This window comes from Streptomyces sp. ISL-98 (genome assembly GCF_018614055.1).
Taxonomy (GTDB): domain Bacteria; phylum Actinomycetota; class Actinomycetes; order Streptomycetales; family Streptomycetaceae; genus Streptomyces; species Streptomyces spiramyceticus.
Map to the genome: position 1 here is coordinate 37,489 of NZ_JAGGPB010000013.1, position 13,883 is coordinate 51,371.

Here is a 13,883-nt window from a genome sequence, read left to right on the forward strand (position 1 = left end):
TCAACGTCAACGTGAAGGTGAAGATGAATGAAGGTCAAGGCGTGAGCACCGAGGTGCGGCTCGCCGCGGACTACGACTGCCACCCGGTCTGGGTCCGCGGCAGCGACGGCGTGCGGGACAACGTCGCCCCCGCCGAACTGCCCGTCACCCCGCGCCTTGCGGCGGACCTGGACAGCTGGGGCGACGCGTACGACGCCACGCTGAACCGCGAGGACCCGGCGTCCTCCGGATTCCCCGACCCGCAGGCCGAGGCGGCGTTCGCCGAGCGCGGCGCGCAGCTGGCGCGCGAGCTGGCGCGGGAGCTCGGGGCGGCGTGGCGCGTCACCTACTTCGACCCGCGCCTGGCACAAGACGTGGAAGTGGCGTACGGGGACAGGGATCAAGAGGATTAAGTACCGTCCGTACGGTGTGCATTTTGCTGCTGGCGCGCGAAAAGGGCGGAACTGGGACGCGCCGGTGCTGTAAGAACAGGCGATCAGGAGCGCTTCGGTTCGAAGTGCAGACCGGTGATCCCGCAGTCGAACGGTCGGGCTGTGACGAGCCGGAGCTGCTGGTAGGTGTCGAGGTTGGCGAACACGGGCATTCCGGCGCCGATCGCGGTCGGGTTGACGAACAGGTGGAGTTCGTCGAGCAGGCCCTTGGCAATCAGGCTCGATACGAGCGTGCCGCCTCCGTAGGCGATCATGTCCCCGCCCGGCTCGGCCTTGAGCCTGTTCACGGTCTCGGCGAGGTCGCCGCCGGCGACGACGGCGTTCTCCCAGGGCGACTCGGTGAGGGTGTTGGAGATGACGACCTTGGGCGTGTTGTTCACCTTGTCGATCGACGCCTGGTCCTCGCCCTCGGGGCCGGCCGCCCAGGCCGGGATGAACCCCTCGGCGAGCTTGCGGCCCAGCACGATGCAGTCGACCGGTTCCGTGAGCGCATCGATGTGGGCGTTGATGTCGTCAGTCCACGGGAACGTCAGCCAGTCCATCTCGCCGTTCGGGCCGGCCATGTAGCCGTCGACGCTCATCTGGACCTGGAGCTTGAACTTACGCACGAGGTGCTTCCTTCGCCGGTGGTGTTCGTTGGTGATGTTGCCTGTTCAGACCAGTGCCGGGCCGAAAACTCATCGGCCGGGGCTGTGACCTGACACACATACCAGCCGCACCCCGGGCCGTACTCCCCACCGCGCCATTGCTCCCGCCTCTGCCTCCAGCACATGCCGTGCCCGGAACCTCGGCCGGCCCAGGCGGCCCGGGCGCATCGTCCGTACCGCGACCACCCTCAACTCCCGGTCCAGGTACGCCACATCGATCGCGAAGCGCATCCCGAACGTGTGCACACTGCTCGCCGGGGTGAGCAGCAGCGCGCCCGCGATCCCGTCCCGGCCCAGCAGCCCGCGCGTCCGCGCCCGCGAGGACGCCGCGATCTCCAGCGGTACGGGTGCGGGTGCGGCCGTAGGCGATCCGCCGTCCGTCGTCAACGTGCCTGTGCCGTCCCGCCATCGCCGCATCTGCGGAACGTATCGGACCGCAGCGGGTCGTGGCCGCCGATTTCTGCTTGCCGAGCGTCGGCCCATCTGGGCCCCGTACGCCCAACAGTGGGCCCCCGGGCCCATGACCTCACCCCCCACCCCGCTCTAGGCTCCGTGCCGTGTACGCCACGCTGATCGCGGCCGCCGTCCTCTGGGGCGCCGCCACCGGACTGCTCCTGCCCCGCGCCGCCTACCGGTTCGCCGTCGAGCCGGAGGAGCCGTGGCGCGATGCGTGCCCCGCAGGTCACCCCTTCGCCGGACCCGCCCGCGGCTGGCTCGGTACGGCGCGCTGCGCGGGGTGTGCGGCGGCGGCCTTGGTGGGTAGCCCGGCCGGCGGACCGCCCGGGTGGTCCGTTCCCGCCCCGTACGCGCGCCCCCTCCGGCACGTCCCGCTCACCGCCCTCGCCTGCGGCCTGCTCGCGGCCGGGACCGGTGCCAGGCCCGAGCTCGTGGTGTGGCTGCTGCTTGCGCCGTTCGGGGTACTGCTCGCCGTCGTGGACCGCCGGGTGCACCGCCTGCCCGACGTGCTGACCCTCCCGCTCGCCGCCGCGACCGCCGCCCTGCTCGGCCTCGCCGCGCTGCTGCCCGGCCACGGCGGATCCTGGCCCACTGCCCTGCTCGGCGGTCTCGCTCTCGGCGGCGGCTACTTCGTTCTCTTCCTGATCAACCCGAATGGCATGGGCTTCGGCGACGTAAAACTGGCCCTTGCGCTCGGGGCGGCCCTCGGCTGGTACGGGTGGACCGCCTTCTTCGCCGGGGCCTTCGCCGGATTCCTGCTGGGTGCCACGTATGGCGTCGCCCTCATGGTTATGCGCCGGGCGGGCCGCAAGACCGCGATCCCGTTCGGCCCCTTCATGATCGCCGGGACGTTGGCGGGCCTGCTGCTCGGCGGTCTCGCCGCATCCTGACGGCTTCCTGTCGGCTTCCTGAGGGCTTCCTGGCGGCGTGACCCTCTGGACCGCGCGCGCCGATGGCGCAATCGTGAGAAGTTGCCATGAAGAGTGACGAACGGACGGGCGGCGCGGGAAGCCGTCCGCCCGCGATCCAAAGCCGCAGCCGCAGCCAGGAGTGCCTCGATGACGCAGCCGACCCGCCCCACCCCGGAACTGCTCGCCGACCTGCGCAAGCCCCGTGTCTACCCGGCGGTGTCGGTCACGCTGCCCACGAACCGCATCTGGCCGCAGAGCCAGCAGGACGACATCCGGCTCCGCAATCTGCTCGCCGACGTCAACAAGCGCCTCGCCGACGACCCCGACGTCACCCGTACGCACGCGGTCGCGGTGTCCCAGCAGCTGGCCGCCGTCGCGGACGAGCTCGACCCCGAGCGGTTCCTCGACGGCCTGGTCGTCTACGCGTCGGCGGACGAACACCACACCTTCATGCTCAGTACGAGCGTGCCTGAGCGCATCGTCATCAATACGACGTACCTCACCCGCAACCTCGTCGCTTCGGCGGCGCGGGAGCGGCCGTACCTGGCGCTCGTACTCAGCAATGGCGAGGTCCGGCTGTGGCGCGGGCTCGGCGACCAGGTCACCGAGGTCCGTGGCGACAGCGGCTTCCCGGTGGTCACGTCGGGTGCGGAGCGCGAGGTGGCGCCGAGCGCCGGGGGTGACCAGTGGGTCCTCCAGGACTTCCGCAACATGCTCGGCGAGGCCGACAAGAAGCTCACCCCGCTGCTCCAGGGCGAGAACAGCCTGCCGGTCATCCTGGTGGGGCTGCGCAGGCACATCGCGGCGTTCCGCGAGGTCAGCCGCCACGGGAAGTCGGTGGCCGCAGAGCTGGAGGTGGGCGGCCTGCTGACGACCACGCCTGCGGAGATGTCGGCCCAGCTGGCCGCGCCCCGCCGCGCCATGGCGGAGGCCGAGACGGCGGGGGCCATGCGCGACCTGGACGCGTCCCGCAGTGGCAAGCGCTACGCGGCGGGCGTGCAGGAGGCGTGGCAGGCGGCGGGCGAGGGCCGGATCTCGCTGCTGGTGGTCGAGGAGGGCCTGCGGGTCACCGCACGCCCCGAAACGGTGGAAGGCGCCGAACGCGCCAAGCTCACCCTGCTGGACGCGGGGGAGGGCGCCGGTGCGGAGGGTGTGGAGGAGGACATTGTCGACTCGCTGGTCGAGTCGGTGCTGTCGGCGGACGGCAAGGTCGTCTTCGTCCCGGACGAGACGCTGAAGGAAGCGGAGGGAGTGGCGGCGGCGCTTCGGTACTGACCCCGCAGGGGGCGTACTGACCCCCGCAGGGCACGCCCGGTATTGACCCCGTTGAGCGCGCCTTGCGGGGCTGTTCCTCTACTCGCCCCTTCCCGACCTGGGGATCCGCCCCACACCCTGCTGCTCAAAACGCCGGAGAGGCTGGAGGTATCCAGCCCGTCCGGTGCTTTGAGGGCACTCCGCCCTGCGGGCGTGGGGCCCCAGAAGGGCGTCCCGGAGGCCTGGTGGCTTGCCCCATCGCGCGGCGGCAGCCACGAAATGTCCACGGCGGCAAGGCGCGGGTGTCAGGGGCGATTTCAGCCCACCCCCCGGCCTAAGATCCGCTCATATGCGGACAAAACTCAACGTCGGGGTGGCGCTGGACCCGCGCTCCCTCCTCATCCACCGGACAGGCCGCCGCCGGCTCCCCGGCCCACTCCCGCTCCAGTGGGGATGGGCCGGGGCCCTGTTCCTCCTGTACGTCACCCTCTCGGCCCGCCGGCACGCCCTCCTCCGGAGCACCGGCTACGACCTCGGCATCTTCGAGCAGGCCGTCCGCGCCTACTCCGAACTCCGCGCACCCGTCGCGCCCTTGAAGGGTGAGGGGTTCAACCTCCTCGGCGACCATTTCCACCCCGTACTCGCCGTCCTCGGGCCCTTCTACCGCCTCTGGCCCTCCCCCTACTGCCTCCTCGCCGCCCAGGCGGCCCTCCTCGCCCTCGGCGTCGTCCCGCTCGCGCGCTGGGCCTCCCGGGCCCTCGGCCGCCCCGCCGCCCACGCCGTCGCCTTCGCGTACGGCGCCAGCTGGGGCATCGCGTCCGCCGTCGCCTTCGACTTCCACGAGGCCGCCTTCGCCGTACCCCTCCTCGCCTTCGCGGTCACCGCGGCCGGCAACCGGCGCTGGCGTTCCGCCGTCGCCTGGGGGCTCCCGCTCCTCCTGGTCAAGGAGGATCTCGGGCTGACCCTCGCCGCCCTCGGGGCGTACATCGCGCTGAAGGGACCCGTCCGCCTCGGCATCGCCACCGTCGGCGCCGGCGTCCTCGGAACCCTCCTCGCGACCAAGGTGCTGGTCCCGGCCTTCAGCTCCGCAGGGGCGTACGCCTACGGGCAGTACGTCGCAGGCACCCGCAGCTCCCTCCTGGCCACCCTCGCCCTGGCGCCCCTCGACGCACTGCGCCCCGACACGAAGCCCATCACCCTGGTCCTGGTCTTCGCCGTGACGGCGTTCGTCGCGCTGCGCTCACGGCTCGCGCTGCTCGCGGTGCCCACGCTCGGCTGGCGGATGCTGTCGCAGCACGACTACCACTGGGGCACGGCGTTCCACTACAGCGTCGTCCTCATGCCCATCGTCTTCGCGGCCCTGGTCGACGCCCTCACCCCGTACGCCCGCACAGCCCACCCCCTGGCCCGCCGCCATCTGCGTGCCTCGCTGGCCGCCGCCGTGGCCGTGACGCTCGTACTGCTGCCGTCGTTCCCCTTCGCGCTGCTCGCCCAGCGAGCGACCTGGAGCACCAGCCGCCATGTGGAGACCGCCCGCGACCTGCTGCGGCGCATCCCCGACGGCGCGACGGTCGCCGCCTCCAACCGCCTTGCCCCTCAGCTGACTTCGCGCTGCACCGTGGTCCTGTTCCCCAGCTATCCGATCCCCGGGAAGCTGTACGACGCGTCCGGCCGGCCCCCGCCGCCCACCGCCGACTGGATCATCCACGACCGCACGCCCGCGGAGTCCTGGCCGCTGCCGAGGGGGCACTGGCCGTACCCGCCCGACAGGCAGCAGGCCGAACTCGCCGCCGCTCAGCGGAAATACGACTACGAACTGGTTGCCGCCCGCGACGGTCTGACCCTGCTGCGCCACCGCCGACTCCCGTAAAGTCGGACACTCGGAAGTCGAAAACCTGTGCGAACAGAGGAGCTGGTTGGCAGTGCGCAAGGACACCGGGCCCTACGTCTGCGGTCTCGACGCCGCCATGGACGTCGTCGGCGGCAAGTGGAAGGCCCTGATCCTCTGGGCGCTGAACAGCCACGGCACGCTCCGTTTCGGCGAGCTCAAGCGCCAGGTGCCGGGCGTCAGCGAGAAAATGCTCATCCAGCAGCTCCGCGAGCTCGAATCGGACGGCATCGTCCACCGCGAGGTGTACCCGGAGGTCCCGCCGCGCGTCGAGTACTCGCTCACCGAGATGGGCCAGGGGCTCAACGCGGCACTCGGCCCCCTCGGCACCTGGGCCAGTCAGCACATGGACCAGATCCTTGCCGCCAAGCAGCAGGGCGTCGCGTAGAGGGAGCCTCGAAAGCTGCCTCGACAACGGCCTCGATTTCCAGCCCTGATACCCCGGGCCGGTAGCGGAGCGTCAAGGCGCGTCCACTCGCCGGGTCAGCCCAAAGAGGTACGGGCGGGGCTCCCGCAGAAAGCCTTCTTCCCTTGTGCCGCCTGGCCTCCCGGCCGCCGCACCACCCCGCCGGGAAAATTCGCGGCATCCTTTCGGCACGGCGTGGCACCAAGCACCCTTTACGAAGGGTTATGGTGGAAACCCCCCCTCGGGCCGGTCCGTATCCCCCCCACGGACCGGCCCGTTTTTTGTGCCCCGAGCCCCGTGGGGCCTGCCCCCCGACCCCGCCGTCAGCCCCGGCCGGCCCAGATGTTGGTGCCCGCCGTGTCGACCGCGAAGGTGTCGATCTCCTTCAGCTCCTCGTCGGACAGGGCGGGTCCGCCCAGCGCCGCGACGTTCTCCTCCAGCTGCTTCACACTCGACGCACCGATCAGCGCGGACGTCATGCGCGGGTCGCGCAGCACCCACGACAGGGCCAGCTGGGCGAGGGACTGGCCGCGCCGCTGCGCGATGTCGTTCAGCCCGTTCAGCCGGCGTACGACCTCGTCCGACAGCAGACCCGGGTCGAGCGACTTGCCCTGCGTGGCGCGCGAGCCCTCCGGGATGCCCTTCAGGTACTTGCCGGTGAGCAGGCCCTGGGCGAGCGGCACGAAGGAGATGCAGCCCATGCCGGCCTCCTCCAGGGTGTCCAGCAGGCTGTCCTCCTCGGTCCAGCGGTTGATCATCGAGTACGAGGGCTGGTGGATCAGCGCCGGTACGCCCATGTCCCTGAGCAGCACAGCCGCCTCGGCAGTCTGCTCGGCGTTGTACGACGAGACGCCGGCGTACAGCGCCTTGCCCTGCCGGACGGCGGTGGCCAGTGCGCCCATGGTCTCTTCGAGCGGGGTCTCCGGGTCGAAGCGGTGCGAATAGAAGATGTCGACGTAATCGAGACCCATCCGCGACAGGGAGGCGTCCAGCGAGGACAGCAGGTATTTGCGCGAGCCCCACTCCCCGTACGGGCCCGGGTGCATCAGGTAGCCGGCCTTCGTGGAGATGATCAGCTCGTCCCGGTACGGGGCGAAGTCCTGCGCGAAGATCTTTCCGAAGTTCAGCTCGGCGGACCCGGCTGGCGGGCCGTAGTTGTTCGCCAGGTCGAAATGCGTGACGCCGAGATCGAAGGCGCGGCGCAGAATCGCGCGCTGCGAGTCGAGCGGGCGGTCGTCGCCGAAGTTGTGCCAGAGGCCGAGAGAGATGGCGGGCAGCTTGAGACCGCTGTGGCCGGTCCGCCGGTACTCCATGGAGTCGTAGCGGTCGTCGGCGGCGCGGTAGAACGGGGAATCAGTCACATTCCTCTCCTTATCACGGACCTGTGACAGGCCGGGTTGGGCCGCCGAGACGCCCGCGCAGTAGTGTGGCGGCTTCGGGACTGCACGTGTGTCGGCGGGGGACAGCCGCGCGTGCCGCATGGTCCCGGGGGACGTACCGAACCCGCACGACGCCATGAGGTGAGACCCAGTGAACCTGCGCGACCTGGTGTACAGGCTCTACGCACGCCGGGTGGAAGGCCGCCTCGATCACGACCAGGTGCCCAAGCACATCGGGGTCATCCTCGACGGCAACCGGCGCTGGGCGAAGGCCTCCGGCGGCACGCCCGAGCAGGGGCACAAGGCCGGCGCGAGCAAGATCCAGGAGCTGCTCGGCTGGTGTGCCGAGACGGACGTGGAAGTCGTCACCCTCTGGATGCTCTCCACCGACAACCTGAACCGGCCGGAGGAGCAGCTGGTCCCGCTCCTGGGGATCATCGAGGACGCCGTCCGCGCGCTGGCCGCCGACGGCCGCTGGCGGGTGCACCACGTGGGCACGCTGGATCTGCTGCCCGCCCGTACCCAGTCCGTACTGAAGGAAGCCGAGCAGGCCACGCACGACAACGACGGGATACTCGTCAATGTCGCCGTCGGCTACGGCGGCCGTCAGGAGATCGCCGCCGCGGTCCGCTCGCTGCTCCTGGAGCACGCGGAGAAGGGCACCTCCCTGGAGGAGGTCGCCGAGATCGTCGACGTCGAACACATCTCGGAGCACCTCTACACGCGCGGCCAGCCGGACCCGGACCTGGTGATCCGTACCAGCGGCGAACAGCGGCTCTCGGGCTTCATGCTCTGGCAGAGCGCCCACTCGGAGTACTACTTCTGCGAGGTCCACTGGCCGGCCTTCCGCAAGGTCGACTTCCTGCGCGCGCTGCGCGACTACGCGGCCAGGCACCGGCGTTACGGGACCTGATCCCCGCCACTCGCAGAGCGCTCCGCGAGCACCCCGAGGGCCCCGGGAAAGTTCCCGGCTCACGAGGTGTCATATGCCATGGCATGGCGGCGCTTGTTCGAGGGAATACCCCTTCCAGGTCGACGTCCGGTCCACGGACGCCGTATCTCAGTGAGCGGCAAGTCCGCTCGCCCGGGAGGCCCTTTGCACCAGGACGACCACGCGGTGAGTGTGGACGAAGCGGAGGGCCGGAGCTCGGCCCGCGCATCGTGGCCTGAGCCCGGTCCCAACGCTCGCGACGCCGTCGCACCCCGACCTCATGCGGGTTCTAAAAGGGGGTACGTCCTTCCGTGGTGACCAGCACAAAGCGCCGCATGCCCGACAGGCGCACCTACGTTCTCGACACCAGCGTCCTGCTGGCCGACCCGAACGCCATGTACCGATTCGACGAGCACGAAGTTGTGCTCCCGATCGTCGTGGTCACGGAGTTGGAAGCCAAGAGGCACCATCCCGAACTGGGCTATTTCGCCCGGCAGGCTCTGCGCCTGCTCGACGACTGCCGAGTCCGGTACGGACGCCTCGACGCCCCGATTCCGGTGGGCGACCTGGGCGGGTCCCTCCGTGTCGAGCTCAACCACTCCGATCCCGGCGTGCTTCCGGCCGGCTATCGATTGGGGGACAACGACTCCCGGATCCTGGCGGTCGCACGCAATCTCCAGGCCGAGGGCTTCGACGTAACGGTCGTATCGAAAGACCTGCCGCTGAGGATCAAGGCGTCCTCGGTCGGGCTGCTCGCCGAGGAGTACCGGGCAGAGCTCGCCATCACCGACTCCGGCTGGACCGGTATGGCGGAACTGCCGCTCTCCGCCGAGCAGGTGGACCTGCTGTACACCGAGGAGACGGTGTACGAGCCGGCCGCCGCGGACCTGCCCGTGCACACCGGACTGGTGATCCAGTCCGAGCGCGGCAAGGCGCTGGGCCGGGTCACCGCAGAAGGAACGGTCAGGCTCGTACGCGGCGACCGGGAGGCCTTCGGCATCCACGGGCGCAGTGCCGAGCAGCGGATAGCTCTGGACCTCCTCCTCGACCCGGACGTCGGCATCGTCTCGATGGGAGGCCGGGCAGGCACCGGCAAGTCGGCGCTGGCGCTGTGTGCGGGTCTGGAGGCCGTGCTGGAGCGCCGGCAGCACAAGAAGGTGATGGTCTTCCGGCCGTTGTACGCGGTGGGCGGGCAGGAGCTCGGCTATCTGCCCGGCTCCGAGTCCGAGAAGATGAGCCCCTGGGCGCAGGCGGTCTTCGACACGCTGTCGGCCGTCGCGGGCCGTGAGGTGATCGAGGAAGTGCTGGGGCGCGGCATGCTCGAAGTGCTGCCGCTCACGCACATCAGGGGCCGCTCGCTGCACGACGCGTTCGTGATCGTCGACGAGGCCCAGTCACTGGAGCGGAACGTCCTGTTGACCGTTCTGTCCAGGATCGGGGCAAATTCGCGGGTTGTGCTGACTCATGACGTCGCACAGCGCGACAACCTGAGGGTCGGCCGGTACGACGGAGTGGTCGCCGTCGTCGAGAAGTTGAAGGGCCATCCGCTCTTCGCGCATGTCACCCTCACCCGCTCGGAGCGCTCGCAGATCGCCGCGCTGGTGACCGAAATGCTGGAGGACGTGCACATCTGAACCCCCATAACCCCATACAGGGGGAAAGGTAGTTGGCGCCGCCCGGCAAAGCGCAGAATCCTAGCCGGGCGGCGCCGTGCTGCACCCAGGTTTCCGTAAATCCCCTGGTCCAAACGGCGTGTGAGCTTTCACACTCAACGGAGAATTGCTTCCCGGCGGCTGCTTCCGGCAGAGTCTTGCTTCCGTCAGGCCCCGCATACGGCACACCTGCACATCGCGTCCCGCAAGGGACGTCGCACCACACAACTCAACAGCCGTTGCCGTATGCCGCCCGAGTCACTACGCGGCGCTCCCCGCAAGGGAGTTGCCCACCGGGTCCGCGCCTCCTGTGACCTAGAAATAGGGGAGGCCAGTGCCAGGGGCACGATTGCGTCCGCGAGGTCACCCATGCGGGCGCTGCTGGAAGGAAACCGTGTGAGCCGGATCTCGGTCCGGGGATTCGCCGTGGCTTCGGCTACTGCGGTCACCACTGTCGGCGCCGTTGTGGGCGTCGCCTCGGGCGACACTCAGCCCTCGAACGACAACTTCGAGGCGACCGCAGCCGACACGACGCTCCTCGCAGACATCCCTGCCGGTCAGCAGGCCCAGGTACAGACCGCGTCCCTGGCGCAGCAGGCCGACGCGCAGGCGTACGCGGCCGACGCAACCGCGAAGAAGTCCGCCGAGGAATCGGCCCGCCTCCAGGCGGCCAAGGACGCAAAGTCGAAGAAGGAAGCCGCCGAGGCGAAGATCGAGGCCGCCGAGAAGGCAGCCAAGGCCGCCGAGGAGGCCAAGGAGCGCGAGGCCGAGGAGAAGGCCAGCCGCTCCGAGACGCGTGATGCGTCCAGCTTCTCCGCCAAGAGCTCCTACACCGTCGCCGAGGTCCAGGCCATGGCGCGGCAGATGGTTCCGGCCGACCAGTTCCAGTGCTTCAGCAACATCGTGAACCACGAGTCCACGTGGAACTACCAGGCGAGCAATCCCTCGTCCGGTGCCTACGGCCTCGTGCAGGCTCTGCCGGGCTCCAAGATGTCGTCCGCCGGCGCCGACTGGCAGACCAACCCGGCCACCCAGATAAAGTGGGGCCTGAGCTACATGGACGACCGCTACGGCAGCCCGTGCGGCGCCTGGTCGTTCTGGCAGGCCAACAACTGGTACTAGTACCGGAAGACGCTCAACTTCACCGAGCCCCTCACCGTCCTACGGTGGGGGGCTTCGGCACGTGTACGGTCGGGACCGACCAGCGGGTAGTGGGGGAAGAGAGAACGACATGTCTGCACAGCCACAGCCACAGCCGGGATGGCTCGGCCGGATGGGCGCCGGGCTGACCCGGATCGGAGAGCGCCTGAACGAGCGCCGCGCCGAGGCCGATGCCGAGGCGGAGGCCGACGCCGTGCCCGGTGCCGGCGCGCTCGCATCCGGCGCCCCGGAGTCCACCGGCATCGATCACGTCCCCGCGCCGCCCTCCTACGCCCCCGCCGTCGCCGCCAGGCCCGACCCGGTCGCCGCCGTCCCGTGGGGGATGCGCGTCGCGGCCGAGGCGGGCTGGCGGCTGCTCGTACTGGCGGGCACGCTCTGGGTGCTGATGAGGATCATCAGTGCCGTAGAGCTGGTGGTTCTTGCCTTCGTCGCTGCCCTGCTCGTCACGGCGATGCTCCAGCCGACGGTCGCACGCCTGAAGAGGATCGGCCTGCCGCGCGGCCTCGCCACCGCCGTCACCGCGATCCTCGGCTTCGTGATCATGGGCCTGGTCGGCTGGTTCGTGGTGTGGCAGGTCATGGAGAACATCGACAACCTCTCCGACCGCCTCAAGGACGGCATCGAGGAGACCAAACGCTGGCTGCTCAACAGCCCGTTCCATGTCACCGAAGACCAGATCAACGACATCGCGAAGAATCTGAGCGACGCGGTCGGCACCAACACCGAGGCGATCACCTCGGCGGGCCTCCAGGGCGTCACCGTGATGGTCGAGGTCCTCACCGGCATTCTGCTCGCGATGTTCTCGACGCTTTTCCTGCTGTACGACGGGAAGCGCATCTGGGAGTGGTCGCTCAAGCTGGTCCCGGCCCAGGCCCGGCCCGGCGTCGCGGGCGCGGGCCCGCGCGCGTGGCGCACGCTCACCGCGTACGTGCGGGGCACGGTGATAGTGGCCCTGATCGACGCGATCTTCATCGGACTCGGGATCTACTTCCTCGACGTCCCGATGGCGGTGCCGCTCGCCGTCTTCATCTTCCTGTTCGCGTTCATCCCGCTGGTCGGCGCCGTGATGTCGGGGGCCCTGGCGGTCGTCGTCGCGCTGGTGACCCAGGGCGTCTTCACGGCGCTGATGGTGCTGGTGGTCGTACTGGCCGTACAGCAGATCGAGGGCCACGTACTCCAGCCGTTCATCCTGGGCCGCGCGGTGCGGGTGCATCCGCTGGCCGTCGTCCTCGCGGTCGCGGCGGGCGGCCTGGTCGCGGGCATCGGCGGCGCGGTGGTGGCGGTGCCGCTGGTGGCGGTGACCAATACGGTGGTCGGCTACTTGCGGGCGTACAGCATGGAGACGGCACTGCGCGCGGCGCCGGAGCCCGAGCCGGTTCCCGTTTCGGTGCCGGTGGCCGGTGTGAGGGCAGAGGGCCAGGAATGATTTTCGAGCCGGAGATGGTGGGGGACTTTCCGGCTTCGCCGGAGCCCGAGACGCTTACGAGTGAGGAACACCGCGGCACGCCGCGCGGACGTCGGCCGTGGCTCTGGGCCGTGGGCGGAGCGCTGACCGCGTCGGCGGTCTGGGCAGGCGGGCTGCATGCGACCGGCGCGACCGGCGCGGAGCCGGGTCCGGATACGCGGGGGTACCGGCTGGGCAAGGGGCTGTGCGAGAAGGCTGAGCTGGCGGGCCTGGAGCTGAGCCTGGGGAAGAAGTCCGCCGACCCGCTCGAAATGGTGAGTGAGCACAGCGCCCTGGACAGGGTCGCCTGCGAGGTGCACTTCCCGTCGGCGGGAGACCTGCCCAAGGACGGAGGGTTCATGGTGAGCTACAAGGTCGACCTAGTGGCCGAACTGCACAAGAAGACCGACCCGGAGCCGGAGTTCGCGGCCATTCTCGGCCAGCCCGTCTGGGGCGACGGTGTGCCTGCCAGGACCGAGGAAGTCCCGGGCCTCGGCGAGAAGGCGTATCTGCTGCCGCCCGTGGGGATCGAAGGTCCGCGCCTGAGGGTGCTGGACGGCGGCGCCGTGATCGACCTTCACATCACGCCGAGCATCGACGAGTACTTCGGGGAAGACGAGGGCCCGTCGGAGGACGCGGAGCCCGAGCCGGACATGTCCGCGCTTCCGCCTCTCATGATCGAGGACATGCGCGATCTCATGGCCGCGCTCAAGCGCTGACGTGAACGCGAGAAGGGCCCCGCAGACGCGATGTCCGCGGGGCCCTTCCCTCGTACACATACAGCTGACTACTCGGCCAGGACGGCCTCGGAGTCGAGGGTCACGCCGACGGCCTGGATCACCGCGGCGATCTTGAACGCCTCCTGGATGGTGTCGCGCTCGACACCCGCCTTGCGCAGGACCTGCTCGTGCGAGTCCAGGCACTGGCCGCAGCCGTTGATCGCGGAGACCGCGAGCGACCACAGCTCGAAGTCGACCTTCTCGACGCCCGGGTTGCCGATGACGTTCATCCGCAGACCGGCGCGCAGCGTCCCGTACTCCGGGTCGGAGAGCAGGTGGCGCGTGCGGTAGAAGACGTTGTTCATCGCCATGACCGCGGCCGCGGACTTCGCCGCGGTGTACGCCTCGGCGGAGAGGTTGGCCTTCGCCTCCGGCTCCAGCTCACGCAGCACCTTCGGCGAGCGCGAAGCGATCGCGCAGGCCAGGACCGTGCCCCACAGCTGCTGCTGCGGGAGGTCGCTGTTGCCGATGACCGAGCCGAGGTTCAGGCGCAGGTCCTTGGCGTAGTCCGGTACGGCGGACTTCAGCTCGTCGAGGGCCATGG

At 69.8% G+C, this 13,883-nt stretch carries 14 protein-coding genes; 10 read left to right on the forward strand and 4 right to left on the reverse strand.

The genetic code is table 11. From position 1 onward, the window contains the following. Nucleotides 1-41: 41 nt before the first annotated feature. On the forward strand, nt 42-392 hold the full coding sequence (locus J7I98_RS09490; protein ID WP_214920181.1) for a hypothetical protein: 351 nt from the start codon (nt 42-44) through the stop codon (nt 390-392). Between the two features lie 83 nt (nt 393-475). On the opposite strand, the gene J7I98_RS09495 is transcribed toward J7I98_RS09490, so the two are convergent. Together J7I98_RS09495 and J7I98_RS09500 are read right to left on the reverse strand one after the other, a co-directional pair. Then, nucleotides 476-1,039: a dihydrofolate reductase family protein gene (locus J7I98_RS09495; RefSeq protein ID WP_214920182.1), complete on the reverse strand. Its 564-nt coding sequence runs from the start codon at nt 1,037-1,039 to the stop codon at nt 476-478. Nucleotides 1,040-1,108: 69 nt separating this feature from the next. Next, on the reverse strand, nt 1,109-1,495 hold the full coding sequence (locus J7I98_RS09500; RefSeq protein WP_214920183.1) for a DUF192 domain-containing protein: 387 nt from the start codon (nt 1,493-1,495) through the stop codon (nt 1,109-1,111). Nucleotides 1,496-1,635: 140 nt separating this feature from the next. Between J7I98_RS09500 and J7I98_RS09505 the strand changes: the two genes are divergently transcribed. The 4 genes from J7I98_RS09505 (at nt 1,636) to J7I98_RS09520 (ending at nt 5,975) form a co-directional block, all read left to right on the forward strand. Continuing rightward, complete coding sequence (locus J7I98_RS09505; RefSeq protein WP_214920184.1) at nt 1,636-2,424, forward strand: prepilin peptidase; 789 nt, start codon at nt 1,636-1,638, stop codon at nt 2,422-2,424. Nucleotides 2,425-2,592: 168 nt separating this feature from the next. Continuing rightward, nucleotides 2,593-3,720: a chemotaxis protein gene (locus J7I98_RS09510; RefSeq protein ID WP_214920185.1), complete on the forward strand. Its 1,128-nt coding sequence runs from the start codon at nt 2,593-2,595 to the stop codon at nt 3,718-3,720. A gap of 328 nt (nt 3,721-4,048) precedes the next feature. After that, on the forward strand, nt 4,049-5,569 hold the full coding sequence (locus J7I98_RS09515; RefSeq protein WP_214920186.1) for a DUF2079 domain-containing protein: 1,521 nt from the start codon (nt 4,049-4,051) through the stop codon (nt 5,567-5,569). A gap of 97 nt (nt 5,570-5,666) precedes the next feature. Continuing rightward, complete coding sequence (locus J7I98_RS09520; protein WP_214920365.1) at nt 5,667-5,975, forward strand: helix-turn-helix domain-containing protein; 309 nt, start codon at nt 5,667-5,669, stop codon at nt 5,973-5,975. Nucleotides 5,976-6,316: 341 nt separating this feature from the next. Here J7I98_RS09520 and mgrA read toward each other — a convergent pair whose 3' ends face one another. Then, nucleotides 6,317-7,354, reverse strand: a complete 1,038-nt coding sequence (gene mgrA, locus J7I98_RS09525; protein ID WP_214920187.1) for an L-glyceraldehyde 3-phosphate reductase — start codon at nt 7,352-7,354, stop codon at nt 6,317-6,319. A 169-nt stretch (nt 7,355-7,523) separates the two neighbouring features. Between mgrA and J7I98_RS09530 the strand changes: the two genes are divergently transcribed. The 5 genes from J7I98_RS09530 (at nt 7,524) to J7I98_RS09550 (ending at nt 13,279) form a co-directional block, all read left to right on the forward strand. Then, nucleotides 7,524-8,285: an isoprenyl transferase gene (locus J7I98_RS09530; protein WP_093799295.1), complete on the forward strand. Its 762-nt coding sequence runs from the start codon at nt 7,524-7,526 to the stop codon at nt 8,283-8,285. 329 nt (nt 8,286-8,614) lie between these two features. Beyond that, on the forward strand, nt 8,615-9,937 hold the full coding sequence (locus tag J7I98_RS09535; protein ID WP_214920188.1) for a PhoH family protein: 1,323 nt from the start codon (nt 8,615-8,617) through the stop codon (nt 9,935-9,937). A 387-nt stretch (nt 9,938-10,324) separates the two neighbouring features. Further along, nucleotides 10,325-11,077, forward strand: coding sequence for a lytic transglycosylase domain-containing protein (locus J7I98_RS09540; protein WP_214920189.1), 753 nt, complete (start codon nt 10,325-10,327; stop codon nt 11,075-11,077). Nucleotides 11,078-11,186: 109 nt separating this feature from the next. Then, nucleotides 11,187-12,542: an AI-2E family transporter gene (locus J7I98_RS09545; RefSeq protein WP_251020383.1), complete on the forward strand. Its 1,356-nt coding sequence runs from the start codon at nt 11,187-11,189 to the stop codon at nt 12,540-12,542. After that, nucleotides 12,539-13,279 (forward strand): hypothetical protein, encoded by a 741-nt coding sequence (locus J7I98_RS09550; RefSeq protein ID WP_214920190.1) that lies wholly within the window; start codon nt 12,539-12,541, stop codon nt 13,277-13,279. The genes J7I98_RS09545 and J7I98_RS09550 overlap by 4 nt, the downstream gene beginning before the upstream one ends. Nucleotides 13,280-13,347: 68 nt before the next feature. Here J7I98_RS09550 and J7I98_RS09555 read toward each other — a convergent pair whose 3' ends face one another. Further along, nucleotides 13,348-13,881 (reverse strand): alkyl hydroperoxide reductase, encoded by a 534-nt coding sequence (locus tag J7I98_RS09555; RefSeq protein ID WP_214920191.1) that lies wholly within the window; start codon nt 13,879-13,881, stop codon nt 13,348-13,350. Nucleotides 13,882-13,883 lie beyond the last annotated feature (2 nt).

Excerpts from the sequence above, each read along its gene's own strand:
- J7I98_RS09500 (WP_214920183.1), bottom strand. The coding sequence starts at position 1,495 with ATGCGGCGATGGCGGGACGGCACAGGCACGTTGACGACGGACGGCGGA.
- J7I98_RS09510 (WP_214920185.1), top strand. The coding sequence starts at position 2,593 with ATGACGCAGCCGACCCGCCCCACCCCGGAACTGCTCGCCGACCTGCGC.
- J7I98_RS09515 (WP_214920186.1), top strand. The coding sequence starts at position 4,049 with ATGCGGACAAAACTCAACGTCGGGGTGGCGCTGGACCCGCGCTCCCTC.
- J7I98_RS09520 (WP_214920365.1), top strand. The coding sequence starts at position 5,667 with ATGGACGTCGTCGGCGGCAAGTGGAAGGCCCTGATCCTCTGGGCGCTG.
- J7I98_RS09540 (WP_214920189.1), top strand. The coding sequence starts at position 10,325 with ATGCGGGCGCTGCTGGAAGGAAACCGTGTGAGCCGGATCTCGGTCCGG.
- J7I98_RS09545 (WP_251020383.1), top strand. The coding sequence starts at position 11,187 with ATGTCTGCACAGCCACAGCCACAGCCGGGATGGCTCGGCCGGATGGGC.
- J7I98_RS09550 (WP_214920190.1), top strand. The coding sequence starts at position 12,539 with ATGATTTTCGAGCCGGAGATGGTGGGGGACTTTCCGGCTTCGCCGGAG.
- J7I98_RS09555 (WP_214920191.1), bottom strand. The coding sequence starts at position 13,881 with ATGGCCCTCGACGAGCTGAAGTCCGCCGTACCGGACTACGCCAAGGAC.